This is a genomic window from Methylobacterium sp. D48H, assembly GCF_053345715.1.
Window position 1 is genome coordinate 17400 of sequence record NZ_JBKFAP010000010.1, and the last position, 24373, is coordinate 41772.

Here is a 24373-nt window from a genome sequence, read left to right on the forward strand (position 1 = left end):
ATGTCCGTTCCAGCGCCCGCGCCCGCCACCGTGCCCGCCACCGCAACAGAATCGGACCGGAGCGACGCCGCGCCGGACGCCGCCTCGGTCAGGGCGCGTGTCGGCGCGCGCGTGGGCGCGCGGGTGCAGCGATCCCTGCGCTCGCGCACCGTGACCTGGATGACGGTGGGGTTCGCCACGATCCTGGTGATGACCGCCATCGCGCTCGGCGCCTTCGTGTACCAGCAGCGCGGCGTCGACGCCGTGCGCCACACCGTGGCGGTGGACGGGCGCCTCGCCCGGGTCCTGTCGGCGGTGCAGGACGCCGAGACCGGCCAGCGCGGCTACCTGCTCACCGGCGACGAGGCCTTCCTGCTGCCCTTCACAGAGGGGCGGCTGAACGTCGACCAGCAGCTCGATCTCCTGCGCGACCTCGTCCAGGACGATCCCGACCAGCGGGGCGACCTCGACACCCTGGCCGGGCTGATCCGCCGGAAGCTCGACGAGCTCGGCGCCAGCGTCGCCCTCATGCGCGCCGGCGACGGCGCGGCGGCCCGCGCCTCCGTGGCGGACGGGCGCGGCAAGCAGGTGATGGACGCGATCCGCGACCGGGTGCGCCGCATGGAGGCGCACGAGGCGCGGCGGATGGAGCGGCGGCAGGCGACGGTGTCGCGGATCGCCCTGGCCATCTGGGTCATGGTCGGGGCCCTGGCGGTGCTGTTCGTGCTGTTCGCCGTGTCGGCACTGCGGGAGGCGACCCGGCGCAACCGGCTGTCGCGGTTCCTGCCGCAGGAGCTGGTCCTGCGGCTCGCCGACGGCGACGGGAGCCTGAAGGCCGGCCGCCGCCAGCAGGCCGCCATCGTGTTCGTCGACATGCGCGGCTCGACCACCCTGGCCGAGAGCCTGGATCCGCACCGGCTCTCCGAGTTCCTGTCCGCCTTCCGGCGGCGGGTGACGCGCCTCGCCCGCCTGCGGGGCGGCGTGGTCGACAAGTTCATCGGCGACGGCGCCCTGGTGGTGTTCGGCCTGCCCGAGCCCCGGCCCGACGACGCGGCCCGCGCCCTCGCCTTCGCGCAGGACCTCGTCGCGGTGATCGCCCGCTGGACCGACAGGGCCGCACCCGCGCAGGCCGTGCGCATCGGTGTCGGCGTCCATTACGGCGAGGTGTTCTGCGGGATCATCGGCGAGGAGGCGCGCTACGAGTTCACCGTGCTGGGCGACGCCGTCAACGTCGCCGCCCGCCTCGAGCAGGCGACCAAGCTCCACGGCGTCCCGATCCTGGTCTCGGAGGCCGCGCGGCGGGCCGCGGGGGCGCCGGCCGAGGCGTGGCGCGAAGTCAGCCGCGAGCCCCTGCGGGGGCGCCGCGAGCGCATGGCCTACCACACGCCCGCCGCCCCGGGAGCGGGCGGTCCCGGCCCCCGCCGGGAAGAAGATATCGCGTTCCCGGCGGTCGAACCGGCCCTCTGAGAAGAACCTGCCTGTCGTGGGGATCGAATGGAGAACAAGCATCTCCGTGCGCAGCGAAATTCGAAAGACGTGTCCATTGCGAACGGACCTGCCGAGCGCGACATTCGGCACCATGCGCAGCGCTTCTGAAAACCAGTCGCCGGCCTTCGATCCGTTCGGCGAGCCCGTCGCCGACGGCGTCGCCGGCGCCTGCCCGGCCACCTCGACCGGCGACCGCACGGCGCGGCGCGTCGGCGGTGCGGTGTTCTGGACGCTGGCGCTCGCGATCCTGGCCGGCCGCGTCTACGCCTACGATCTCCCGGCCGTGCAGGCCGTCGCCTCGCACGCTGCCCAGGTGCTCGCCCTGCGCTGAGCCTCCTGGTCGAGCCCGTCGAAGACGACCCGCGCGGCGCGCAGGTTGCCGTCGATGTGCAGCCGCGCGCGGGCCCTCCCGATTCAGCTCCCCGTGAGGTGGTGGCGCACGGCCTGGGCCGTGACGGCAGAGACGCGCACGTTCGATTCCTGCGTCACCCCGGCGATGTGCGGCGTGAGGATCAGGTTCGGCAGGTCCGCGAAGACGGCGCCCGCCGCGGCGTCGAGGGGCTCGCGGTCGAACACGTCCAGCGCCGCGCCGCCGAGATGGCCGGAGCGCAGGGCTTGCGCCACGGCCGCCTCGTCCACCACCCCGCCCCTTGCCGCGTTGATCAGGATCGCGCCCCTGGGCATCCGGGCCAGCGCCGCCGCGTCGATCAACCCGCTGGTCTGATCGGTGAGCGGCACGTGCAGCGAGAGCACGTCGCTCTGCGCGATCAGCGCGTCGAGCGCTTGGCTCTGCACGGGGCCGTAGGCCGGGTTCCAGGCCGGGTCGCCCGCGGCCACGAAGGGGTCGTGGGCGGCGACCGTCATGCCGAGGGCCGCCGCCCTCCGGGCAGTCTCGCGGGCGATCGACCCGAAGCCGACGAGGCCGAGGCGCTTGCCGGCGATCTCGCGGCCCATCAGGGCGTTGCGCGGCCACGTGCCGGCCGCCACGCGGGCCGTGGCCCCGTAGGCGCCGCGCAGGAGCAGCAGCGCGGTGGCGACCACGTACTCGGCGACCGCGCCGTCGTTGGCGCCGGTGGCCGGGTAGACGGCGATGCCGCGCGCCCGGCAGGCCGGGATGTCGATGTTGTCGAGGCCGACGCCGAGGCGTCCGACGACCTTGAGGTCGCGGGCGGCCTCGAGCAGCGCGCCGCGCACCTGCGTCCGGTTGCGCACGATCAGGGCGTCGGCTTGGGCCACGGCGGCGGCGAGGTCTCCGGGCCGGTCGACGAGGCCGGGATCGTACTGCACGTCGAGGCCGGCGAGCTCGGCCGCGATCGCGGCCTCGTCCATGAACTCGCTGATGACGACCTTGGGCATGGCGCGCCTGTGTCCCGGTTCCGCGTGGTCGTCTCCCGCTAGAGCCGTTCCGGCCCGCGTGGCAACCCGGATCCGGGCTCGTCCGCCCTCAGGCGACCGCGCGGACCGCCCGCTCCGTCGGGAGCGCCCGCCGGGGCAGGCTCTCGATCAGGCCGGGGATCTCCTCGGGCGGCCGGGCCGGGCTGTACAGGAAGCCCTGCGCGCTGTTGCAGCGCCGCAGCCGGAGCAGCTCGGCCTGCTGCTCGGTCTCGACGCCCTCCACGGTGACGTCGATGCGCAGGTCGCGGGCGATGACCATGATCGCCTCGATCACCGTCAGGCATTCGGGGCGGCTGCTCAGGTCGCGCACGAAGGCGCGGTCGATCTTGATCTTGTCGACCGGGAACTGCGTCAGGTAGCTCAGCGAGGAGTAGCCCGTCCCGAAATCGTCGAGGGCGATCCGCACGCCGAGCGCCCGCAGGGAGCGGAGATTGTCCAGCACGTGCGGCGTGTTGGCGAGGAAGATCGACTCGGTGATCTCGATCTCCAGGCGGTCCGCCGCGAGGCCGGTCTCGCCCAGCACCGCCGCGACGTCGGCGAAGAAGTCGGGCCGGCGGAAATGGACCGACGAGATGTTGACGGCGACGCGCAGGCGCGCCGGCCAGGTCAGCGCCTCCGCGCAGGCCCGCCGCAGCGCCCAGCGCCCGAGCGCGAGGATGAAGCCGGTTCCCTCGGCGATCGGGATCAGCTCGGCGGGCGAGACGGGGCCGAGACCGGGCCGGGTCCAGCGGAGCAGCGCCTCGCAGCCGACCACTTGGCCGTCCTGCAGGCTGACCAAAGGCTGGTAGTGCAGCGCCATCTCGCCGTCGGCGAGGGCCTGGCGCATCGCCTCGTCGAGTTCGTGCCGGCGCTGGACGCGCACGTCCAGGTCGCGGTCGAAGCCCCGCCAGCGCCCCTTGCCGCCCTGCTTGGCGCTGTAGAGCGCGAGATCCGCCTTCCGGAGCAGGTCCTCGGGCTCGGTCGCGTCCGCGGGGGCGCAGGCGATCCCGACGCTGACGCCGATCTCCGCCCGGACGCCGTCGATGAGGTAGGGCTCGCGCAGAGTCGCGATCGTGGCCTCGGCCAGGGTCTGCGCGGCCGTACCGTCCCGGCCGCGCTGCAGGATCGCGAACTCGTCGCCCCCGAGACGGAACGCCTGCGCGTCGGCCGGGAGCAGGGCACGCAGGCGATCGGCGACCTGCCCCAGCAGGGCGTCGCCCGCGGCGTGGCCGATGCTGTCGTTGACGGTCTTGAAGCCGTCGAGGTCGAGGTAGAGCAGGCTGACCGTCGCGTCCGGGGCCGGTTGCGCGTTCTGCGGCGCGTTCTGCGCGGCGGCCGCGCAGGCCTCGGACGCGACGTCGTGGAACATGACCCGGTTCGACAGGCCGGTCATCGGGTCCCGGGTGGCCAGATAGGCGATGTGCGCCTCCGCCCGGCGGGCCTCGGTCACGTCGGAGCCGACGCCCCGGAACCCCGCGAAGCGCCCCTTCTGGTCGAGGAACGGCTTGCCGCTCAGCCGGAGCCAGCGCCGGCCGGCCGGCGTGTCGACGGCGATCAGGTGCTGGTGGAAGGCGACGCCCCGCCGGAGACGGTCCACGAGGTCGGCGCTCTGGTCGGCCTCGGGGGGCGCCTCCGCCCGGCCGGCGAGCAGCGCCGGGAACGAGGCGTGCTGGAGCCTCTGCACCGGGCAGGCCAGCACGTCCGCCATCCGGGTGGAGACGTGCTGGAACCGTCCGGTCCCGTCCGTCTCCCACAGCCAGTCGCTGGCATTCGCCTCGAAGGCGTTGAGCAGCAGCCCGATCGTCTCGCTCTGGTCCTCGACCCGCACGCGGTCGAGGATGCGCTGGCGCGACAGGCGGCTCATGCGGCTCACGCTCGTCACCACGAAGATCGCGTAGACGGCGAGCAGGAAGCCGATGCTGAGCGCGACCGGCTCCCCGGACCGGGCCAGCCCGACGAAGCTGCCGGCGATGACCGGGACCGCGAACAGGTACGAGACCGACAGGAGCGGGCCGACCACGTAGGCGTCCGAGATCAGGCCGGCCACGATGGCGACGACGAGCAGCCGCGCGTCGCCGCCGGAGGGGGCGAACAGCACGACCGGCAGGGTCGCCCAGGCGAGGCCCAGGGCGAAGGCGAGGCCGGCGGAGATCCGGCAGCCCCACCGGACGGTGTGCGCCGAGGCGGTGTCGCCGTGGGTGCGCCAGTAGAGCCAGGTCGCGTAGGTCGCCGCCGTGATCAGCACCGCGACCACGGCGAGCAGGCCGAGGAGGTAGGTGTGCGAGGCCGAACCCCAGAAGAAGTACGCGACGGCCAGCGCGATGATCAGGTGCGTCACCGCCGAGTAGGTGGCGAGCTTCAGCGTCTCGTCGAGGAGCCCCGCGCGCACCTGCAGGCGGTAGCGGCTCGGCAGTGCATCGTCGGCGTCGGGACCGAAGAGGCGGTCGAGCAGCGATTCCGGCCGGCGGTCCGGCCAGGTCCCCCGCCGCGCGCCCGGCCCGGTCGCGCCCGCGGAGATCTCGGGCGACACCTCGGGTGACACCTCAGGCGGCATCTCAGGCGGCATGGGCCGCCCCCTGCTCGGCCCCGTGCCCGGCCCCCTGCCCGGCCCCTTCCCCGGCCCCGTGGCGGGGCGCGACCCTCATGGTCAGGCCGCCCCTGGGCCGCAGGGTCACGCGGAACTGCGCCGCCGGCATCTCGGCCGTCACCGGCCGGAGGCGGAAGGCGGGCAGCAGCGTCGCCAGGACGACGAGGCACTCGGTCAGGGCGAGGCCCATGCCGATGCAGACCCGCGGGCCGGCGCCGAACGGCAGGTAGGCGTAGCGGTCGCGCGCGGCGGCCCGCTCCGGCGCGAAGCGGCCCGGGTCGAACGCCTCCGGCCTGTCCCAGAGCAGCGCGTGCCGGTGCAGGGCGTAGACCGGCACGTGGACCGACTGCCCGGCCGGCACGACCGTGTCCCCGAGCCGGACCGGGGCCCGCGTCCGCCGCACGATCAGCGGGGCCGCCGGATAGAGGCGCATCACCTCGAGGAGCACCTGACGCGTGTAGGGGAGCCGGTCCACGGAACCGGGATCGGACTCGGGATCGGCGCCGAGGCGCGCCATCTCGGCGACGACGCGCTCCTCCACCTCCGGGTGCTCGGCCAGGACCCGGAAGGTCCAGGCCAGCGCCAGGGCGGTGGTCTCGTGGCCGGCGGACACGAAGGTCAGCAGGTTGTCGACGAGGCTCGCCTCGGTGAGCGGCGCGCCGGTCTCCGGGTCCCGCGCCTGCAGCAGGAGGCCGAGGAGGTCGGAGCCGGGCTCGCCGCGGGACCGGCGGCGCGCGATCGTGCGGGCGACCTCGCCGCGCAGGTAGCGCACCGCCTCCGCCCCGGCCCGGGACCCCGGATGCGGGACCCAGGCCGGCGCCCGCAGCATCTCCAGGGCGATCTTCCAGCTGGTCTGGCCGAGATAGGCGTCCATCGCGGCCCCGAAGGGCCCGACCTCCAGGTGGGGATCGCCCGACACCATCGTGGCGACGATGACGTCGAACGTCGTGCGCATCATCTCGCGCAGGATGTCCCGCTCGCTCCCGGCGGGATCGGCGTCGCGCCAGCGCGCCCGCGTCGCCGCGGCGGCCCGGGCCATGGCCGGCACGAAGCTCCGGACCCGGTCCGGGCGGAACATCGGGGTCGCGGTCCTGCGCTGACGCCACCAGTGGTCCCCGTCCGCGGTGAGGACCCCCGCGCCGAGGGCCGGGGCCAGCGCCCGGAGCATGAACGGCTCCCGCTCCAGCGCCTCGGCCTGGTCGACCATCAGGCCGCGGATGTGGCCGGGATCGCAGACGTAGGTGGTCCGCTGGCCGAGGAAGCGGGTGGTCACCAGGGGTTGTGTGTAGATCTGCCGGGGCCAGGCCTCGATCAGGCTGCCCAGCATCGTGACGAGCACGGATGGCAGCGCGACCGCCTCGGCCACGCCCTCTGCCACGGCCGCCGCGAACGGCGGCCGTCCCGGCGCGCAGACCCTGAACGTTCCGACAGCGGGCATACCGGCTCCCTCGCGGGACCAGATTCGAGGTTCAACGTTAAGTTTTGGCTCGCCGCCGCGGCGCCGTCGAGCGCTTCCCCCGGGGCCGGGACGGAAACCGCCGCCTTGCTTACCGGGAGCTTACCGGATTCCCGGGGAGGCGCCGCGGACACCCGGGGGCGGCCCGCCCTAGCGGTCCCGGGTCGCGCGGGCCTGAGCTTCGAGGGCCTCGTGGAGCCGGCCCTCGATCAGCAGGGCCGAGCCGTAGTGGAACTCGATGTCGAAGGCGTGGCGCTGGTTCATCGAGAGCGACGCGCTCTGCATCGCGATGAGATGGCCCTCCGCGTCGAACAGGCCCGAGCCCGATCCGCCGTAGCCGTCGTTGCAATCGTGGCGGGCGCGGCGGATCGCGCCCTCGCTCGGCGGATCGATCCGCCGGACGGCGCAGGATTCCCGGCTGCTCTGCCCCCGGTAGTTCTCGTGCCCGGCCGGTGAGACCATCGTCACCGGGAGCGTCAGGTCGCCGGTCGGAAGGGTGGGCGGGTCCGGGATCGGCTGCGGCCGCGCCTCGGCCGGCTCGGCGAGGCGCAGCAGCGCCCAGTCGTCGGTGATGTGCAGGCGCCGCGCCTCGGGCTCGACGCCGAGTTCCAGGATCTCGGGCACGAAGGCGTAGTTCCGACCTGCTATCTGAAAGTAGCAGTCGGCGACGTTTCGAGTAACCTCCAGTTGTCGATTGCGGAAATTGTGCGCGTTCATCAGCACGAGGGACCGGCTCCCGATCAGCCACGCGGCGGCGGCCTTCTGGGGAATCCCGTCCGGGCGCCGGCACCACAGGACGCCCGCGCCGGGAAAGCGCTCCAGGTCGGCCCCCGTCAGCTCGCGCCGCCCGTCCTGCTGGTAGAGCGCCGCGAGACGGCGTTCCCCGCCGGTCCCGGCCGCCAGGGCCGCAGGCGCCAAGGTCGCGGGTGCCAGAGCCGCAGGCGCCAGGGCGAGAGCCGCCCAGCAGGCGGCCAGCGCCGGAGAGCGGGCCGTGCAGCCCGTGACATGACCCATGGCGTCCTCCCGGGACGGGTCGGCGGACGGCTCCGGGCCCGCACGCCCACGTATCGTTCCCACCTGTCTGGCCCACATGTCTGGGATGGCGGCCGGCTCTCGGTCAAGGTCTCCGTGATCTTACCAGATCTCCGGTGTTCTGTTGCCAAATCATCCCGAAAAGAAATGTTTCGTTTTGCAAAGACACGCATTACAAGCCGTGCGAATAATCAAGTGGCGCACAACGATAATAAGTCTTTCATAAGCTCAGCGAATACTGGAAATAGCCCGGTTATCGCGACGCTGGAGGCGGATTTGTCGGTGAAAGTCGTGTCGCCATCGAATCAACACCACGATGACTGCGAGGCCAAACGGCGTGGCAGTCCGGCGAGGAGACGCAGGATGATCAGGCTCCGGAATTCCGTCTCGGCATTGGCGATCATGGCGCTCGCGCCGGTCGCCATGGCGGGCGTGGCGCAGGCCAACGACAAGCTCGTCGAGAAATCGAAGAGCGACGAGAACTGGGTGATGCCCGGTAAGAACTACGACTCGAACAATTACAGCGACCTGACGCAGATCAACAAGAGCAACGTCAAGCAGCTCAAGCCGTCCTGGACGTTCTCCACCGGCCTGCTCAACGGCCACGAGGGCGCGCCGCTCGTCGTCGACGGCGTCATGTACATCCACACCTCGTTCCCCAACAACACCTTCGCCCTCGGCCTCGACGATCCGGGCAAGATCCTCTGGCAGGACAAGCCCAAGCAGAACCCGGCCGCGCGCTCGGTGGCCTGCTGCGATCTCGTGAACCGCGGCCTCGCCTACTGGCCCGGCGACGGCAAGACCCCGGCGCTGATCCTCAAGACCCAGCTCGACGGCAACGTCGCCGCCCTCAACGCCCAGACCGGCGAGACGGTGTGGAAGGTCGAGAACTCCGACATCAAGGTCGGCTCGACCCTCACGATCGCCCCCTACGTGGTGAAGGACAAGGTGATCATCGGCTCCTCGGGCGCCGAGCTCGGCGTGCGCGGCTACCTCACCGCCTACGACGTCAAGACCGGCGCGCAGGTCTGGCGCGCCTACGCCACCGGCCCGGACGAGGACCTGCTGCTCGCCAAGGACTTCAACATCCACAACGCCCATTACGGCCAGAAGGGCCTCGGCACCTCGACCTGGGAGGGCGACGCCTGGAAGATCGGCGGCGGCACCAACTGGGGCTGGTACGCCTACGATCCGGGCACCAACCTGATCTATTTCGGCACCGGCAACCCGGCGCCGTGGAACGAGACCATGCGTCCCGGCGACAACAAGTGGACGATGACGATCTTCGGCCGCGACGCCGACACCGGCGAGGCGAAGTTCGGCTACCAGAAGACGCCCCACGACGAGTGGGACTATGCCGGCGTCAACGTGATGATGCTGTCCGACCAGAAGGACAAGGACGGGAAGATGAGGAAGCTCCTCACCCACCCGGACCGCAACGGCATCGTCTACACCCTCGACCGGACGGACGGCACGCTGGTCTCGGCCAACAAGATCGACGACACCGTCAACGTGTTCAAGTCGGTGGACCTGAAGACCGGCACGCCGGTGCGCGATCCGGAATACGGCACCCGGATGGACCATCTCGCCAAGGACATCTGCCCCTCGGCGATGGGCTACCACAACCAGGGTCACGATTCCTACGACCCGAAGCGGCAAGCCTTCTACATGGGCATCAACCACATCTGCATGGATTGGGAGCCCTTCATGCTGCCCTACCGGGCGGGTCAGTTCTTCGTCGGTGCGACGCTGAACATGTATCCGGGCCCGAAGGGTGACCGGCAGAACTACGAGGGCCTCGGCCAGATCAAGAGCTACAACGCCATCACCGGCAAGTTCAACTGGGAGAAGATGGAGCGCTTCGCGGTCTGGGGTGGCACCACCGCCACCGCCGGCGACCTCGTCCTCTACGGGACGCTGGACGGCTTCATCAAGGCGCGCGACTCCGACAACGGCGACCTCCTCTGGAAGTTCAAGCTGCCGTCGGGCGCCATCGGCTACCCGATCACCTACACCCACAAGGGCACGCAGTACGTCGCCATCTACTACGGCGTCGGCGGCTGGCCGGGCGTGGGCCTGGTGTTCGACCTCGCCGACCCGACCGCCGGTCTCGGCGCGGTCGGCGCCTTCAAGAAGCTCGCCAACTACACCCAGATGGGCGGCGGCGTGATGGTGTTCTCGCTGGACGGCAAGGGCCCGTACGACGACCCGAACGTCGGCGAGTACGCGCAGCACGCCGCCAAGTAAGGGCCCCCGGTAACCGCCGCCTGCATCCCGTCGGCCCCTCGGCCGGCGGGGTTCTGGGATCAGATCCCGACAGGCGGGGCCCTCTGGCGCCCCGCCTGTCCCTCCGGACACGCCATCAAGAAACGCTTCGACAACAGGGATCAACGTCCATGCCGCGCCCGCGCGCACGCATCCTGGCGGCCCGCTTCGCCGCCGTCCTGACGCTCGCCACCCTGGCCGCCGGGCCGGTGGCGGCCCAGGAATCCGAGGCCCAGGCCATCCAGTCGGATCCCGGCAAGGCCCCGGCCGCCCCGCCGGCCGACCCCGCGACCCTGCGGATCTGCGCCTCCGAGAAGCAGCCGCCCCTCTCGATGAAGGACGGCTCCGGGCTCGAGAACCGCGTCGCGGTCGCCGTCGCCGAGGCGATGGGGAAGAAGCCCGTCTTCGTCTGGCTCCCGAAGCCCGCGATCTACCTCGTCCGCGACGCTCTGGAGAAGCGGACCTGCGACGTGGTCGTCGGCCTCGACAGCGACGACCCGCGGGTGCTGACCACCAAGCCGTACTACCGGAGCGGCTACGTCTTCATCACCCGCGCCGACAAGGATCTCGACGTGAAGTCCTGGTCCGACCCGCGGCTCAAGACCCTCGACCACATGGTGGTGCCGTTCGGCTCCCCCGGCGAGGCGATGCTCAAGGATATCGGCCGCTACGAGGAGGACATGGCCTACCTCTACTCGCTGGTGAACTTCCGCTCGCCGCGCAACCAGTACACCCAGATCGACCCGGCCCGCATCGTCAGCGAGGTCGCCAACGACAAGGCCGATGTCGGCGTCGCCTTCGGCCCGGACGTGGCCCGCTACGTCAAGGATTCCCCGACGCCGCTGCGCATGACGCTGGTCCCGGCCGACACGGTCGGCAGCGACGGCCGCAAGGTCCCGCAGGTTTTCGACCAGTCGATGGGCGTGCGCAAGGACGACGAGGCCCTGCGCAAGGCCCTCGACGCCGGGATCGAGAAGGCCCGGCCCGCCATCGCGGCGATCCTCAAGCAGGACGGGGTGCCGGTCGTCGCCTCCAACTGAGGCCGCCCCACCCGAGACCGGCCCGGCGCGCCCGGGCCATCGATCAGGACATCAGGACCCGCTCAACAGATGCTCATCGTACGTTCGGCCCGCGTCGCCCTTCTCACCCTCGCCGTGGCGATGCCCGTCGCGGCCCGCGCCCAGCCCCAGTCCGGCCCGCAGACCGGCATCGTCTTCCGCAACACCATCACCGGCGAGGCGATGGACACGGCCGAGGGCAAGCCGGGCGGGCGGGACACGCAAGCGGTCAAGACCTTCTTCCAGACCGGCAAGAATCTCTACATCGACGACAAGTCCTGCCTGCGGAACGGCGAGAGCCTGTTCCTGACCTCGTGCTCCGGCTGCCACGGCCATCTCGGCGAGGGCAAGGTCGGGCCCGGCCTCAACGACGATTACTGGACCTACCCGGCGAACACGACCGATGTCGGCCTGTTCGCGACCCTCTGGGGCGGCGCCAACGGCATGATGGGCCCGCACAACGAGGATCTCAATCCCGACGAGATGCTGCAGGTCATCGCCTGGATCCGGCATCTCTACACGGGGCCGGTGAAAGATGCCGAGTGGCTCACCGACGAGCAGAAGAAGACTTACAAGCCCTTCAAGGAGGGCGAGACCTTTGCCAAGGACGTGCCCGGCCAGTGCAAGCCGCTGGACTAGACGTTCTCGGCAAGTCGCGCCCCGCGGGAGACGGGGCGAACCGGCGGCCCGACCGGCCGCCCGAAGGAAGAGACGGAGGAATCTACGATGCGCACAGTGATCACGGCGGCGATGCTGATCGCGGGGGCGGCCTTCGCGGTGCCGGCGCTGGCCTACGACGGTCAGACCTGCAAGGCGCCGGGCAATTGCTGGCAGCCGAAGCCCGGCTTCCCCGAGAAGGTCGCCGGGACCAAGTACGATCCCAAGCACGACCCGAAGGAGGTCAGCAAGCAGGCCGAATCCATCAAGCAGATGGAGGAGCGCAACAGGAAGCGGATCGAGAACGCCAAGAAGACCGGCAAGTTCGAGTACGACGTCGCCAAGATCTCTTCGAACTGATCGCGACCGATCCGACCGTCCTGGGGCCGGCCCGCGCCGCGGCGCCGGCCCACAGCGACGCTCGGCAGCGCACGCCGCATCGACACGCGCAGGCACCGCCTCATGAACACCCTCCGTTCCGGAGACACGATGCTCACCGACTGGCGGGCGGCGGCGGCCCGCTTCGAGGCGGAGGTCGCCAAGGCGGTGGTCGGCCAGGAGCGGGCGATCCGCCTCGTGACGATCGCGATCTTCGCCCGCGGCCACGTGATGCTCGAGGGCGATGTCGGCGTCGGCAAGACCACCCTGCTGCGGGCGGTGGCCCGGGCGCTGGGCGGGGCCTACGAGCGCGTCGAGGGCACGGTCGACATGATGCCGACCGACCTGATCTACCACACCTACCTCGGCCCCGACGGCCGGCCGCGGGTCGATCCCGGCCCGGTCCTGGCCCGGGCCGAGGATCTCTCGGTGTTCTTCTTCAACGAGATCAACCGGGCGCGGCCGCAGGTCCACGCCCTGCTGCTCCGGCTGATGGCCGAGCGCAGCGTCCAGGCCTTCGGCCGCACCTACACGTTCCCGAACCTGCAGGTCTTCGCCGACCGCAACCGCGTCGAGCGCGAGGAGACCTTCGAGCTGCCGGCCGCGGCCCGCGACCGCTTCCTGATGGAGATCGGGCTGGAGGCGCCCCGGGACGCGGCGGTGCGCCGGAGCCTGGTCTTCGACCCGCGCTTCCACGACACCGACGCCCTCGTCGGCGCGGTCGCCGAGGGCGTGCTCGACCACGCCCGGATCGGCGGCATCGCGGCCGCGATCCAGCACGCCGTCCGCGCGGAGCCGTCGATCGAGGCCTACGTGGTGGCCCTCTGGGACGCGCTGGTCCGCCCCGCGGAGGCCGGGATCCGGCTCCCGGGCCTCGACACCGCCACCCTGGTGCAGGGGGGCGCCTCCCCGCGCGGCGTCGCCTTCCTGGTGCGCGCCGCCCGGGTGCGGGCGTGGCTGGAGGGCCGCGAGTGGCTGGTGCCGGAGGACGTGCGGGCGGTCTTCACCGAGGTGATGGCCCACCGCGTCTTCCTCGAGCCCGTCCACGAGCTGCAGCGCGGCGCGATCGTGCCCGCCCTGTGCCGGGCCGCGTTCGAGACGGTGCCGGCGCCGTGAGCGACCCGCGCACGGCCGATATCGTCTACCTGCCGCGCTGGCGGCCGCGCGGCAGCCGGGCCGGCCTTCACCGGGGGCGCGACGCGGGCGGCGCCGGCCCGTTCCGCGATCAGGTGCCGTTCCTGCAGCTGCCGGATGCCCGCCGCATCGACCTGCGCGCGACGCTGCGCGACCCGTTCGAGGGCGTGCATGTCCGCCGCTTCGAGGCGCGGACCGCGGTCGAGACCTGGGTCCTGGTCGATCTCTCGGCCTCGATGGGCTTTTCCGGCACGGCCGACCGGGCGCGGCTCACGGGCGATCTCTGCCGGGCCCTGGCCGTTTCGGCGACCCGGATCAGCGACGGGTTCGGCCTGATCGGCTGCGACGAGACCCTGCGCGACGACCTCACCCTCCCCGCCACCCGCCACCGGGGCGCGGCCGTCGCCGCGGCCGAGCGGGTCGCGGGCGCGCCGCGCGCGGGACGCGGCTGCGCCGGCATGCTCGAGGCCGCGCGGCGGCTCGCCGGGCGGCCGAAGCTCGTCTTCCTCGCCTCCGACTTCCGCTGGCCGGAGGCCCTGATCGCCCGGGTCTTCGCCGCCCTGGCGCCGCACGACACGGTGCCGATCCTGCTCGCCGACCCCGCCGAGGCGGAGGCGCTGCCGGCCTTCGGCCTCGTCGAGCTCGATGACCTCGAGGGCGGCGGCCGCCGCGTGGTCCTGCTGCGCCCGAGCCTGCGCCGGGCCTGGATCGCCCGGGAGCGGGACCGGATCGCCGCCCTGGAGCGCGCCGCCGCGCCCTTCGCCCGCCGCGTCTTCCAGCTCACCGGGCGCTTCGACGCCCAGGCGCTCACCCGCCACCTGATGACGACCTGAGCATGGGCGCGCGCGGTCCCGCCCTCCTGCCGGCCGGCCTCTCCGCCAGCCTCTTCGCCAGCCTCCGCGCCGGCGTCCTCGCCGGTGTCCTGGCCGGCATCCTGGCCGCGCCGCTCGCCCTGACGGCCGGCCCGGCCGCCGCGCAGGTGCGCTCCGTCGAGGTGCGCAGCCCCCGGCCCTTCGGGATCTTCCTGGGCGACCTGGTCGAGGCGCAGGTGGAGATCCTGGCCGATCCCGACTTCCGGCTGCAGCGCGCGACCCTGCCCCGGCCCGGTCCGGTGACCTACTGGCTCGACCTGCGCGCCGTCACGGTCGACGAGGCCCCGGCGGCCGGCGGCCGGCGGGTGCGCCTGCGCCTCACCTACCAGAGCTTCTACGCCGCCCTCGACGCCCGCACCCTGGAGGTGCCGGGCTTCCCCCTGACGCTGGCGAGCGAGGCGGCGACCGGGCTCACCACCGCGGCCGTCCAGGTGCCGGGCTGGAGCCTCGGCGTCTCGCCCCTGCGCGAGGTGCAGCCGCAGCGGCGCGAGGATCCGGCCGAGTACCTGCGCCCGGACGGCTGGAGCGGGCGGATCGATCCCGGGCCGGACGTCGCGGCGGCGGCGGGTCTCGGCGCCCTCGCGGGCCTCGCCGCGCTGGCGCTGGCGCACGATCGGGCCTGGGGACCGTTCCGGCAGCGGCGGGGCCGGCCCTTCGCGGCGGCTCTGCGCGCGCTCCGGCGGCAGCGAGCGGGGGCCGGGCCCGATCAGGCCTACCGGGCGGCGCTGCTGGCCCTGCACCGGGGCCTCGACCTGACCGACGGGAGGCGGGTGCTGGCCGACGATCTCGGCGCCTTCCTCGCCCGGCACGGGGCCTTCCGGGGCCAGGCGGCGGGGCTCGCGCGCTTCTTCGAGGCCTCGCGCCTCGCCTTCTTCGGCGGCCGGCTGCCGGCCGCGCGCGCGGCCTGGCCCCGCGCCGAGGCCGAGGCGCTCCTGGCGCGGCTCGCGGCGGCGGAGCGGAGCGCGTGAGGCCGTGACCGATCTCCTCGCCCGCCTCGGCGCGACCGATCCCTGGGTCCTGTGGCTGCTGCCGCTGGCGCTGCTGCCGCTGGCCCGCTCGGCCCTGCGCCGGACCTCCGTGCCGGCGGTCGCCGCCGCCCCGGCCGACCCCCTCTCGGCCTGGCTCGGCCGGGCGCTGACGCTCGCCGGCGTCCTGGCCGTCGCCGGCCTGATCGTGGCCCTGGCGGGCCCCTACCGGACGGGCGCGCGGATCGAGCGCCTCGGCATCGGCGCGCAGGTCTCGCTGCTGATCGACCGCTCGGGCAGCATGAACGAGACCTTCGCGGGCCGGCAGCCCTCCGGCGCCGAGGAATCGAAGGCCGCGGCCTCCCGGCGCCTGCTGGCCGATTTCGTCGGCGCCCGGGCGCACGACCTGTTCGCCGTGACGGCCTTCTCCACCGCGCCGATGCTGGTCATGCCGATGACCGACCGCCACGACGCCGTGCGGGCGGCGATCGCCGCCATCGACCGGCCCGGCCTCGACTACACCAATATCGGCCGGGGCCTCGGCATGGCCCTGTCGCAGTTCGGAATCGATGTCGGCGCCTCGCGGGTCCTCCTCCTGGTCTCCGACGGCGCGGCGGTGATCGACCCGCGCATCCAGGACCAGCTGCGCGCCGCGGTCGCGCGGATCCGGCCGAACCTGTACTGGCTGTTCCTGCGCACCCAGGGATCGCCCGGCATCGCCGACCGGCCGGCCGGCGAGGACACGCCCCAGGCCGCGCCGGAGCGCCATCTCGACCTGTTCTTCAAGAGCCTCGGCGTGCCCTACCGCGCCTTCGAGGCCGAGGGCGCCGAGGCGGTGGCCGCCGCCATCCGGCAGATCGAGGCCCTGGAGCGGGACCCGATCCCCTACGTCGAGGAGCGCCCGCGCCGGGACCTGACCGGGCTCGCCGCCGCGCTCGCCGCCCTGGGCCTCGCGCTGCTGGTCCTGGCCAAGCTCGCGGAGGTGGACCTCGCGGCGGCACCGGCGGATGCGGAGACTGCGACGGAGGCCGAGACCGAGACCGCGGGCGCGGCGGCGCGGAGGGCGGCATGAGCGCCGGCGCCCTCCTCGACGGCCCGGCCCCGCGCCGCACCGCCCGCCCCCGCCTCGGCTTGGCGGCGGCGTGGCGCCGGGTCCGGCCGGCCCTGCTGGTCGCGCTGCCGCTGGTCCTCGCGGCCGCCGCCCTGTGGTTCGCCGTCTCGGGCTGGAGCGCCGCGCGCGACGACGACCGGATCGCCGCCCTGGAGGCGGGCCGCGACCGGCCGGTCGAGCCGGATGCGCGGCCGGCCCTCCTGGCGGCGCGGATCGGCTTCCTCGCCGCCCGGGACCGTCTCGGCGAGACCGAGCCCCTCCTCGACGCCCTCGACCGCGCCGGCGCGGTGCGGGAGGCGGCCCGGGCGCGGTACGTCATCGGCAACGCGCGGATGCGGCAGGCCTTCGCGCTGATCGGCCGGGGCGACCTCGACAAGGCCGCGCCCCAGGTGACGCTGGCGCGGCAGGATTACCGCCGCGCCCTCCAGGCCCGGCCCGAGTTCTGGGACGCCAAGTACAACCTCGACGTCGCCTCGCGCCTCGTGCGCGACTACCCGGAATTCGACCGCAAGACCGGGGACGAGCTCCGCGCCGAGCCGAAGAAGATCTGGACCGACATCCCCGGCCAGCCGCGGGGCGGCCCGTGAGCCCGCGGCGCGTCCTTCCCCCCGTCCTGCCCTCGGTCCTGCCCACCCTCGTCGCCCGCAACCTGCGCGACGGGCGGTTCCGCGCCCTGGCGGCCGCCCTCGCGCTGGCGCTGGCGGCCCTGGTCGCGCCGCCGATCCCGGTCACCCGCACCGGCGTGTCGGTGCTGGCGGTGGTCGACATCACCGGCAGCATGGCGGTGCGCGACTATCCCGCCGCCGGCGGGTCGGTGAGCCGGCTCGAGACCGTCAAGGCGGCGCTGCGGGCGACGCTGCCCGACCTCCCCTGCGGCTCGCGGGTGGCGGTCGGCCTGTTCACCGACCGGCGGCCGTTCCTGCTGTTCACGCCGGTCGAGGTCTGCGCCGACTTCGCGCCGCTGGACGGCGCCATCGCGGCCCTCGACCCGCGCATGGCCTGGGAGGGGGACAGCCGCATCGCGGCCGGCCTGTTCCGGTCGATCGCCATGGCGGGGGAGATCGACGCCGACCTCCTGTTCCTCACCGACGGCCAGGAGACGCCGCCGCTGCCCGCCTCCGGCGGCCCGACCTTCGACGGCAGGCCCGGCGCGGTGCGCGGGCTGATCGTCGGCGCGGGCGGCTACGGCCTGTCGCCGATCCCGCGCTTCGACGATCGCGGGCGCGAGACTGGCTTCCTCGGCGAGAGCGACGTCCAGCAGGAGAACCGCTCCGGGCCGCCCCCGGCCGACGCGGAATCCCGCGAGGGCTACAACCCGCGCAACGCCCCCTTCGGGGCCCAGGCCGCCCACGGCACCGAGCACCTCTCGTCGGTCCGCGAGCCGTACCTGAAGCGCCTCGCCGCCGAGACCGGCCTCGGCTACGTCCATCTCGACGGCCCGGGCGGTCTCGCCGCCCCTCTGCGCGCCGCGGCGACGCCGCGCCCGCTGCCCGGTCGCCTCGACCCGCGGCCCGCCCTCCTGGCTGCGGCCCTGGCTCTGACGCTCCTGGCCCTCCTGGCGGGACCCCTCGCCCGCGCCCTTCGCGCGCTCCGCGGGCGCGCGGGCCACTCTGCTCCAATCCCTGCTCCAACCCCTGCTCCAACCGGAGCGATCAGGACCTGACCATGCGGATGCCCCTCGCCCTCTTTCCGGCCCTCGCCCCGGCCCTCGCCGTCGTCGGCCTCGCCGGCGCGGCGCTGGCCCACGGGCCGACGCCGCAGAAGATCGACCAGTCGATCACCATCCAGGCGCCCCCGGAGGCGGTCTGGAAGGTGGTGGGCGATTTCGGCGGCATCGGGCGCTGGCACCCGGACGTGGCCAAGGCCGAGGCCAGTGGCGGCAACGTCGAGGGCACGACCCGCCGGGTGACCCTCAAGGCCGGCGGCACCCTGGTCGAGGGGCTGGACGAGTGGCTGGCCGACGGCCGGACCTACTCGTACCGGATGTCCGACCCGGACCTGAAGGCGCTCCCCGTCTCCTCCTACTCGGCGACGCTCACCGTGACCCCGGACGGGACCGGCTCCAAGGTGTCGTGGATCGGCCGCTTCTACCGGGGCGACACCGGCAACGAGCCGCCGGAGACTCTCAGCGACGAGGCCGGGCGCGCGGCGATGAACCGCTACTTCGCGGACGGGCTCAAGGGCCTGAAGGCGGCCGTCGAGGGCCGGACGACCCATTGAGGCCCCGCATGCGCCACCTGTGGCTGATCGCGACGCTCGCGGTCGCGGTCGCGGCCGGGACCGGCGCCGGGACCAGTGACGCGTCCGCGGCCGGCGACCCGGTCTGGGTCGTCAGCCAGCAGGGGGCCGAGCTGGCGCGGATCGAGGCCGGGAAAGTGGCCGGGCGGATCCCGCTCGGACCGGCGCCGGTGGCGGCGGCGACCGACCGGGCCGGCCGCCTCTATCTGACCCACCCGGACGGGCGCGCCGTCACCGTCGTCGCGCCCGGCGCGCCGCCCCGCCGCCTGCCCGTCCCCGGCCAGGCCTTCGGCCTCGCGGCGAGCCCGGACGGGGCGCACCTGTACGTCGGCGACTGGTCGGGCGACCGCGTCCTGCGGATCTCCGCGGCGACCGGTGCCGTCGAGGGCGCCGCCGCGGTGGGCCGCGACCCGGCCCACCTCGTCCTCGACCGGCGCGGGCGGCTCTACGTCGCCGACCGCGAGAGCCGTCAGGTCAGCGTGATCGACACCGGGACGATGGCCCGCGTGGCCGTGGTCCCGACCGGCGAGGCGCCCTTCGCCCTCGCGCTCGCACCGGACGAGGCCAGCCTCTACGTCGCCAACGTGCGCAGCGGCGACCTCACGGTGATCGACACGGCGACGCTGCGGGCCCGCGCCACGGTTCCGGCCGGCCGGATGCCCTACGGCGTGGCGGTCACCGGGGACGGCAGCCGCATCCTGGTCACCAACCAGCACGCCGCCGCCGTGACGGTGATCGACGCGGCCCGGCTCGAGATCGTCGCCACCGTGGCGGTGGGCCCCTATCCCGAGGGCATCGCGGTGGCCGGTCCGCTTGCCTACGTGGCGAACTGGTTCTCGGACGACGTCTCGGTGATCGACCTCGCCACGTGGCGCGAGACGGCGCGCATCAAGGTGGCGGAGGGCCCGCGCACGGTCCTGGCGGGGGAGCCCGCGCGATGAGACGGGCCGGCCCCATCGGGATCGCGTCCGGGCTGGTCCTGCTGGCCCTCGGCGCCTGCGACCGCGGGGCGGACGAGCGCGCCGACGCACGCGCCGACGAGGCCGGCGCGGTGGTGGCCACCACCGCCGAGGGCACCCTGCCGGCCTGGCTCGCGCCGACCGACGGGACCGACCCGGCCCGCTGGCTCGCGGGCCGCGAGGCCGGCAAGGCCCTGCCGGCCGACGATCCCCGCGTGCGCGCGATGGCGACGGCACTGGCCGGAGCCCGCGACGGCTTCATCGAGGACCCGCGCATGATCGCCAACCGCACCGTCCAGCTCGGCCAGATGCTGGCCGAGGCCGGCATCGGCGAGGGCTACGGCGCGATCCTCGACGGTCTCGGCGGCATCGCGGCGGAGCGCGGCCGCCGCAAGAGCCTCTACGGCGAGATGTGCCAGCACTACTACAACGCCCGGATGCAGGGGGCCGACCACGCGGCCGCGCTGGCGCGCCTCGCCGGCCCGCACCCGGTCGGCGAGGGGACGCCGTGAGCGCCGCCCGGGCCTCGGCCGACCGTCCGGCGGGGCGGGACGGCCCGCGGGTTCTCGACGCGGTGCTGATCGTCGACGACCACCCGGTCGTGCGGCGCGGCTTCCGCCATCTCGCCGAGGATGCCGGCGTCCGGGCGGTCCACGAGGCCGCGGACGTGGTGTCGGGCTACCGCACCTTCCACCGCCACCGGCCTGGGCTGGTGGTGACCGACCTGGGCTTCCGCGACCAGGGGCTGTCGGGCCTGTCGCTGATCCGCCGGGTGCGGGCCCTCGAGCCGGCGACCCGGATCCTCGCCTTCAGCATGCACGACGACCCGGTGATCGTCGCCCGCGCCATCGAGGGCGGGGCGCACGGCTTCGTCCTGAAGGACACGGCGGTGACGCGCTTCCACGAGGCGCTGGCGACCGTGTCGGCCGGGCACAGCTACCTGCCGCACGAGGTCGCGACCAAGATCGCGATGCTGAATGCCGGGCTCCTGGAATCGCCCCTCGCGCGCCTGACCGCGCGGGAGGTTCAGGTGCTGTCGCTGCTGGGGGCGGGCAAGTCCAACGAGGCGATCGCCGACAGCCTGTCGATGAGCCACCGGAGCGTGTCGGCCGTCGTCTCGGGCATGAAGCAGAAGCTCGGCGCCGGCAGCCTCGCCGACCTCCTGCACATCGCCCTGTCGCGGGACGGGCGCCCGGTGTGAGGACGACCGCCGTCAGCGGGCCGGGGCTACCGCGGCACGATCAGGCCGGGAACGATCGATCCCTGCGGCCCGAACGTCGCCTCGGCCTTCCGGCAATTGGCCGCGACGTCCTTCTGGTAGGCCGCGATGTAGCGGGTCGCGGTCAGGTGCAGGTCGCCGGTCTCCAGGCTCGCCGCGTCGACGCCCAGGGCCTCGACGGTCTGCTTGAGGCGCGCCGGATCGCTGCGCAGGCCGGGGCATTCGAGGTTCACGAAGCCGGCGAGCCCCGCGAGCTTCGCCGCCTGATTGCGCCGCGGATCGGCAGCCGCCGGGTCCTGCGCCTGCATCGAAGGCTGTCCCTGGGGCTGTCCCTGGGGCTGGATCGGGGGCTGCGGGATGGGCTGCGCGGGGGGCTGCGCCTGAGCGTGGGCCTGGGCCGTCAGAAGACCCAGGAGGCCGGCCGAGATCGGGCCGGAAAGACGGATCGCGCGCATCGCTTCTCCCATCCTGTCGCAGGAGCAGCGCGTCCGTCGACCGTCACCGCTGCGAAGAGTCGCGCAGTTCTATGCCGCTGGATCGGAGATTTACAATGCAGACCAAGCTTATAATCGTCTTAGTGACTCTGGCCTGCGCGACTCTGCCGGCGAAGGCCGCCCGCCTGACCGTGGACGACAAGGCCTCGCTGTGGCCGCGGGCGAGCGCGACCGACAAGATCGATTTCTCGACCCGGATGGGCCGGGCCTTCCACACGCTGTCGCCCAAGCTGGACGCGGCGTACTTCATGCGCTGTCTGGAGGAGACCGCCAATATCGGGGACACCAAGGACCTGCGGCTCGAGGAGATGGTGCGGACCTGCATCTCCCTGGTCCGGGACGAGGCCGAGTGAGCGGCCGGCCCGGCCTCACGGAGGGCCTCGCGCGCGGCCTCACGCCAGATGGGCGACGATGTTGACCAGCCGGTCGAACGGGTCGCGGACGTAGAACCGCTCCACGCCCCAGGGCTCACGGGCCGGGCCGTACAGCACGGGCAGGCCCGCCCGCCTCACGCGGGCGAGGACCTCCGCCAGGTCGTCGACCTCGACCGAGATGTCGGGAACCGGCGTGCCCGAGCCGCCCGCGCTGGCCACGCTGATCTGCGGCGTCGCCGACATCCCGGGGGCCGCGAAGGTCAGGATCCAGCCGTGATCCATGACCACCTCCAGGCCGAGCACCTCCGCGTAGAAGAACCGCGCCGCCTCGACCTGCGTGGTCCGGATGTTGGTGACGATCCGCCTCACGGCCATGGCCCGCTCCCCGTTGCGCGTCGCCTATCAGAGGGCTCCGCGGGCGGCCCGGCAAGGCCCGGCACGGCGCCTCGGGAATCCGCGCCCCGGCCTCGTCGCGGTCCGCCGCCCGGAAGTGCACGCAGCGATTGAAAGCGGGCCTCCGGAAAGAATCCGGAAAGCTCCCCGATGGTACCGTCCGCGCCGGTGGGACCTCGCACCGTCCAGCAGAATGTTCGCCCAGGCGGACGATTGGGATCCCCGGGTATGAACAGTGGGACGGTCGCGCTGCGGGAGAAGGCGAAGCTCCTCGACACCGTTCTCGACACGATGGATCAGGGGCTGATGATGATCGACGCCGCCGGCGTCGTTCAGGTCTGTAATGCCCGCGCCCTCGCGCTGCTCGACCTGCCGCCGGACCTGATGCGGTCCCGCCCGACCTTCGAGGCGGTGCGGCAATACCAGATCGCGCGGGGCGAGTTCGGGAAGGCGAGCGAGACCCTGCAGCGCTGGGTGGCCGCGGGCGGCCTGGAGTGCCGCGCCCACACCTACGAGCGCGAGCGCCCCGACGGCACCGTGCTGGAGATCCGCACCGTGCCGCTGCCCGACGGCGGTGCGGTGCGGACCTTCACGGACATCACCGCGCGCAAGCGGGCCGAGGAGACGCTGCAGGTCAGCGAGACCCGCCTCGCCCTGGCGCAGGATGCGGGCAGCGACGGGCTCTGGGACTGCGACCTCACGACCGGGGAGGCGTGGTCCTCCGACCGCTGGTGGGGGGTCCTGGGCTACGAGCCCGGCGAACTGGCGAGCCACGCGCGGACGTGGCGGGCCCTGCTCCACCCGGAGGATGCGGGCGCGGCCGAGCGGGCGCTGATCGAGCACCTGAGCGGGCGGGCGCCGACCTACATGTCCGAGCATCGCATGCGCCGCAAGGACGGCTCCTGGGCCTGGATGATGACGCGCGGCAAGGTGGTGGCGCGCGCCGCCGACGGCCGCGCGGTGCGCTTCATCGGCACCCAGATCGACATCAGCGCCCGCAAGGCCGCCGAGGGGCAGGTCGCCCACATGGCGCGCCACGACGGCCTCACCGACCTGCCCAACCGCGCCCTGTTCTACGAGCGGCTCGAGATCCGGCTCGCCGACCTGCATCTGAACGGCGGCACCTGCGCGGTGCTGTGCCTCGACCTCGACCGCTTCAAGGCCGTCAACGACAGCCTCGGCCACGCGGCCGGGGACTTCCTGCTCCGGGCGGTAGCCCATCGCATCCGCGCGGTGCTGCGGGCCGACGACATGGTGGCGCGCTTCAGCGGCGACGAGTTCGCCGTGCTGGTGGCCGATGCGGACGACCCTGCCCGCGCGGAGGCCCTGGCGGCGCGCCTGATCGCGGCCGTCCAGGCGCCGATCCCCTTCGGCAAGCGGCGGCTGAAGGTGGGCCTGAGCGTCGGCATCGCCCGGGCACCCGGCCACGGCTTCGACAGCGAGACGCTGGTCCGCCGGGCCGACCTCGCCCTGTACCGGGCGAAGACCGAGGGGCGGAACACCCACCGGGTGTTCGAGCCCGCGATGGACGCGGCCGAGGCGGCCCGGCGCGATCTGGAGCGCGACCTGCGCCAGGCGATCGAGGGCGACGAGCTCATCCTGCACTATCAACCGCAGGTGAGCACCGCCACCGGCCGGCTTCTCGGGTTCGAGGCGCTCGTGCGCTGGGAGCATCCGACCCGCGGCCTCGTGCCGCCGAACGCCTTCATCCCCCTGGCGGAGGAGAGCGGGCTGATCCTGCCGCTCGGCGAGTGGGTGCTCCGGGCCGCCTGCCGCGAGGCGGCCCGCTGGGCGCACCCGCTGAAGGTGGCGGTGAACCTGTCGCCGCGCCAGTTCCAGCAGGCGGATCTGCCCGAGCGCGTGCTGGCCATCCTGACCGAGACGGGCCTCGCGCCGACGCGGCTCGAACTCGAGATCACCGAGACCCTGATCATCAACGACATGGCGCGGGCGCTCGGCATCCTGCGCCGGCTGAAGGCCTTCGGCGTGTCCATCGCGATGGACGATTTCGGCACCGGCTACTCGTCCCTCGCGACGCTGCAGGCCTTCCCCTTCGACAAGATCAAGATCGACCGGTCCTTCGTGGGCCATGTCGAGGTCAGTCCGCAGGCGGCGGTGATCGTGCGGGCGGTTCTGGGGCTCGGCCGCAGCCTCGGGATGAGCGTCGTGGCGGAGGGCGTCGAGACGGAGGCGCAGATGCGCTTCCTGGCCGCGGAGGCCTGCGACGAGGTCCAGGGCTACCTGATCAGCAGTCCGCAGCCGATCGAGCGGTTCGCCGCGCAGATCGACGCGTCCGAAACGTTCGTGCCGCCCGGCCGCCCCGACTCGGCTGTCGCCTGA

The 24373-nt window shown here is 73.4% G+C and carries 24 protein-coding genes; 18 read left to right on the top strand and 6 right to left on the bottom strand.

The window, feature by feature from the left end; all coding sequences use genetic code 11:
• Window positions 1-1446, top strand: a complete 1446-nt coding sequence (locus ACLBX8_RS17525; RefSeq protein ID WP_026605372.1) for an adenylate/guanylate cyclase domain-containing protein — start codon at window positions 1-3, stop codon at window positions 1444-1446.
• 112 nt (window positions 1447-1558) lie between these two features.
• Window positions 1559-1798: a hypothetical protein gene (locus ACLBX8_RS17530; RefSeq protein WP_020096021.1), complete on the top strand. Its 240-nt coding sequence runs from the start codon at window positions 1559-1561 to the stop codon at window positions 1796-1798.
• 83 nt (window positions 1799-1881) lie between these two features.
• Here the strand turns inward: ACLBX8_RS17530 and ACLBX8_RS17535 are convergent, their stop codons facing one another.
• The 4 genes from ACLBX8_RS17535 to ACLBX8_RS17550 all read right to left on the bottom strand — a co-directional run bounded on the left by ACLBX8_RS17535 (window position 1882) and on the right by ACLBX8_RS17550 (window position 7898).
• The gene (locus tag ACLBX8_RS17535; protein WP_447700948.1) at window positions 1882-2823 is read right to left on the bottom strand and encodes a hydroxyacid dehydrogenase; all 942 of its coding nucleotides are present in this window, start codon (window positions 2821-2823) and stop codon (window positions 1882-1884) included.
• A gap of 88 nt (window positions 2824-2911) precedes the next feature.
• Window positions 2912-5383 carry a putative bifunctional diguanylate cyclase/phosphodiesterase gene (locus ACLBX8_RS17540; protein ID WP_447700949.1) on the bottom strand — a complete coding sequence of 824 codons (2472 nt, stop codon included), beginning with the start codon at window positions 5381-5383 and terminating at the stop codon, window positions 2912-2914.
• Between the two features lie 13 nt (window positions 5384-5396).
• Complete coding sequence (locus ACLBX8_RS17545; protein WP_447700950.1) at window positions 5397-6866, bottom strand: cytochrome P450; 1470 nt, start codon at window positions 6864-6866, stop codon at window positions 5397-5399.
• A 168-nt stretch (window positions 6867-7034) separates the two neighbouring features.
• Complete coding sequence (locus ACLBX8_RS17550) at window positions 7035-7898, bottom strand: S1 family peptidase (RefSeq protein WP_447700951.1); 864 nt, start codon at window positions 7896-7898, stop codon at window positions 7035-7037.
• A 381-nt stretch (window positions 7899-8279) separates the two neighbouring features.
• Between ACLBX8_RS17550 and ACLBX8_RS17555 the strand changes: the two genes are divergently transcribed.
• From ACLBX8_RS17555 to ACLBX8_RS17620, 14 genes are all read left to right on the top strand, one after another.
• On the top strand, window positions 8280-10163 hold the full coding sequence (locus ACLBX8_RS17555) for a methanol/ethanol family PQQ-dependent dehydrogenase (protein WP_026605374.1): 1884 nt from the start codon (window positions 8280-8282) through the stop codon (window positions 10161-10163).
• A gap of 149 nt (window positions 10164-10312) precedes the next feature.
• The gene (gene moxJ, locus ACLBX8_RS17560) at window positions 10313-11221 is read left to right on the top strand and encodes a methanol oxidation system protein MoxJ (RefSeq protein ID WP_447700952.1); all 909 of its coding nucleotides are present in this window, start codon (window positions 10313-10315) and stop codon (window positions 11219-11221) included.
• 69 nt (window positions 11222-11290) lie between these two features.
• Window positions 11291-11878 carry a cytochrome c(L), periplasmic gene (gene moxG, locus ACLBX8_RS17565; protein ID WP_091981677.1) on the top strand — a complete coding sequence of 196 codons (588 nt, stop codon included), beginning with the start codon at window positions 11291-11293 and terminating at the stop codon, window positions 11876-11878.
• Between the two features lie 87 nt (window positions 11879-11965).
• Window positions 11966-12256, top strand: a complete 291-nt coding sequence (locus tag ACLBX8_RS17570; RefSeq protein ID WP_012321128.1) for a methanol dehydrogenase [cytochrome c] subunit — start codon at window positions 11966-11968, stop codon at window positions 12254-12256.
• Window positions 12257-12358: 102 nt separating this feature from the next.
• Window positions 12359-13390 (top strand): AAA family ATPase, encoded by a 1032-nt coding sequence (locus ACLBX8_RS17575; RefSeq protein ID WP_026605375.1) that lies wholly within the window; start codon window positions 12359-12361, stop codon window positions 13388-13390.
• Complete coding sequence (locus ACLBX8_RS17580) at window positions 13387-14241, top strand: DUF58 domain-containing protein (protein ID WP_447700953.1); 855 nt, start codon at window positions 13387-13389, stop codon at window positions 14239-14241. Before ACLBX8_RS17575 ends, ACLBX8_RS17580 begins: the two co-directional genes overlap by 4 nt.
• A gap of 2 nt (window positions 14242-14243) precedes the next feature.
• Window positions 14244-15248 carry a nonribosomal peptide synthetase MxaA gene (locus ACLBX8_RS17585; protein ID WP_447700954.1) on the top strand — a complete coding sequence of 335 codons (1005 nt, stop codon included), beginning with the start codon at window positions 14244-14246 and terminating at the stop codon, window positions 15246-15248.
• Window positions 15249-15252: 4 nt separating this feature from the next.
• The gene (locus tag ACLBX8_RS17590; RefSeq protein ID WP_447700955.1) at window positions 15253-16317 is read left to right on the top strand and encodes a vWA domain-containing protein; all 1065 of its coding nucleotides are present in this window, start codon (window positions 15253-15255) and stop codon (window positions 16315-16317) included.
• The gene (locus ACLBX8_RS17595; RefSeq protein ID WP_056529792.1) at window positions 16314-16943 is read left to right on the top strand and encodes a hypothetical protein; all 630 of its coding nucleotides are present in this window, start codon (window positions 16314-16316) and stop codon (window positions 16941-16943) included. Before ACLBX8_RS17590 ends, ACLBX8_RS17595 begins: the two co-directional genes overlap by 4 nt.
• A complete protein-coding gene (locus ACLBX8_RS17600; protein WP_447700956.1) occupies window positions 16940-18019 on the top strand; it encodes a vWA domain-containing protein in 1080 nt (359 codons plus the stop codon). The genes ACLBX8_RS17595 and ACLBX8_RS17600 overlap by 4 nt, the downstream gene beginning before the upstream one ends.
• A gap of 2 nt (window positions 18020-18021) precedes the next feature.
• Window positions 18022-18576, top strand: a complete 555-nt coding sequence (locus tag ACLBX8_RS17605) for an SRPBCC family protein (RefSeq protein WP_447683697.1) — start codon at window positions 18022-18024, stop codon at window positions 18574-18576.
• An 8-nt stretch (window positions 18577-18584) separates the two neighbouring features.
• On the top strand, window positions 18585-19535 hold the full coding sequence (locus ACLBX8_RS17610; RefSeq protein ID WP_447700957.1) for a YncE family protein: 951 nt from the start codon (window positions 18585-18587) through the stop codon (window positions 19533-19535).
• Window positions 19532-20065: an MxaH protein gene (locus ACLBX8_RS17615; protein ID WP_447700958.1), complete on the top strand. Its 534-nt coding sequence runs from the start codon at window positions 19532-19534 to the stop codon at window positions 20063-20065. The genes ACLBX8_RS17610 and ACLBX8_RS17615 overlap by 4 nt, the downstream gene beginning before the upstream one ends.
• Window positions 20062-20754: a response regulator transcription factor gene (locus ACLBX8_RS17620; RefSeq protein ID WP_056529806.1), complete on the top strand. Its 693-nt coding sequence runs from the start codon at window positions 20062-20064 to the stop codon at window positions 20752-20754. Before ACLBX8_RS17615 ends, ACLBX8_RS17620 begins: the two co-directional genes overlap by 4 nt.
• 26 nt (window positions 20755-20780) lie before the next feature.
• Here ACLBX8_RS17620 and ACLBX8_RS17625 read toward each other — a convergent pair whose 3' ends face one another.
• Window positions 20781-21227 (bottom strand): hypothetical protein, encoded by a 447-nt coding sequence (locus tag ACLBX8_RS17625; RefSeq protein ID WP_447700959.1) that lies wholly within the window; start codon window positions 21225-21227, stop codon window positions 20781-20783.
• A 95-nt stretch (window positions 21228-21322) separates the two neighbouring features.
• Here ACLBX8_RS17625 and ACLBX8_RS17630 point away from each other — a divergent pair, with 95 nt between their 5' ends.
• Complete coding sequence (locus tag ACLBX8_RS17630) at window positions 21323-21619, top strand: hypothetical protein (RefSeq protein WP_234081578.1); 297 nt, start codon at window positions 21323-21325, stop codon at window positions 21617-21619.
• A 39-nt stretch (window positions 21620-21658) separates the two neighbouring features.
• On the opposite strand, the gene ACLBX8_RS17635 is transcribed toward ACLBX8_RS17630, so the two are convergent.
• Window positions 21659-22015 (bottom strand): VOC family protein, encoded by a 357-nt coding sequence (locus ACLBX8_RS17635; protein ID WP_447700960.1) that lies wholly within the window; start codon window positions 22013-22015, stop codon window positions 21659-21661.
• Window positions 22016-22261: 246 nt separating this feature from the next.
• Here ACLBX8_RS17635 and ACLBX8_RS17640 point away from each other — a divergent pair, with 246 nt between their 5' ends.
• On the top strand, window positions 22262-24373 hold the full coding sequence (locus ACLBX8_RS17640) for a putative bifunctional diguanylate cyclase/phosphodiesterase (protein WP_100253594.1): 2112 nt from the start codon (window positions 22262-22264) through the stop codon (window positions 24371-24373).

Coding starts and splice junctions, on each gene's coding strand:
- ACLBX8_RS17625 (WP_447700959.1), bottom strand. CDS start 21,227: ATGCGCGCGATCCGTCTTTCCGGCCCGATCTCGGCCGGCCTCCTGGGT.
- ACLBX8_RS17525 (WP_026605372.1), top strand. CDS start 1: ATGTCCGTTCCAGCGCCCGCGCCCGCCACCGTGCCCGCCACCGCAACA.
- ACLBX8_RS17640 (WP_100253594.1), top strand. CDS start 22,262: ATGAACAGTGGGACGGTCGCGCTGCGGGAGAAGGCGAAGCTCCTCGAC.
- ACLBX8_RS17575 (WP_026605375.1), top strand. CDS start 12,359: ATGAACACCCTCCGTTCCGGAGACACGATGCTCACCGACTGGCGGGCG.
- ACLBX8_RS17605 (WP_447683697.1), top strand. CDS start 18,022: ATGCGGATGCCCCTCGCCCTCTTTCCGGCCCTCGCCCCGGCCCTCGCC.
- ACLBX8_RS17550 (WP_447700951.1), bottom strand. CDS start 7,898: ATGGGTCATGTCACGGGCTGCACGGCCCGCTCTCCGGCGCTGGCCGCC.
- ACLBX8_RS17595 (WP_056529792.1), top strand. CDS start 16,314: ATGAGCGCCGGCGCCCTCCTCGACGGCCCGGCCCCGCGCCGCACCGCC.
- ACLBX8_RS17555 (WP_026605374.1), top strand. CDS start 8,280: ATGATCAGGCTCCGGAATTCCGTCTCGGCATTGGCGATCATGGCGCTC.
- ACLBX8_RS17610 (WP_447700957.1), top strand. CDS start 18,585: ATGCGCCACCTGTGGCTGATCGCGACGCTCGCGGTCGCGGTCGCGGCC.
- ACLBX8_RS17530 (WP_020096021.1), top strand. CDS start 1,559: ATGCGCAGCGCTTCTGAAAACCAGTCGCCGGCCTTCGATCCGTTCGGC.
- ACLBX8_RS17570 (WP_012321128.1), top strand. CDS start 11,966: ATGCGCACAGTGATCACGGCGGCGATGCTGATCGCGGGGGCGGCCTTC.
- ACLBX8_RS17630 (WP_234081578.1), top strand. CDS start 21,323: ATGCAGACCAAGCTTATAATCGTCTTAGTGACTCTGGCCTGCGCGACT.
- moxG (WP_091981677.1), top strand. CDS start 11,291: ATGCTCATCGTACGTTCGGCCCGCGTCGCCCTTCTCACCCTCGCCGTG.
- ACLBX8_RS17545 (WP_447700950.1), bottom strand. CDS start 6,866: ATGCCCGCTGTCGGAACGTTCAGGGTCTGCGCGCCGGGACGGCCGCCG.
- ACLBX8_RS17635 (WP_447700960.1), bottom strand. CDS start 22,015: ATGGCCGTGAGGCGGATCGTCACCAACATCCGGACCACGCAGGTCGAG.
- ACLBX8_RS17585 (WP_447700954.1), top strand. CDS start 14,244: ATGGGCGCGCGCGGTCCCGCCCTCCTGCCGGCCGGCCTCTCCGCCAGC.
- ACLBX8_RS17535 (WP_447700948.1), bottom strand. CDS start 2,823: ATGCCCAAGGTCGTCATCAGCGAGTTCATGGACGAGGCCGCGATCGCG.
- ACLBX8_RS17615 (WP_447700958.1), top strand. CDS start 19,532: ATGAGACGGGCCGGCCCCATCGGGATCGCGTCCGGGCTGGTCCTGCTG.
- moxJ (WP_447700952.1), top strand. CDS start 10,313: ATGCCGCGCCCGCGCGCACGCATCCTGGCGGCCCGCTTCGCCGCCGTC.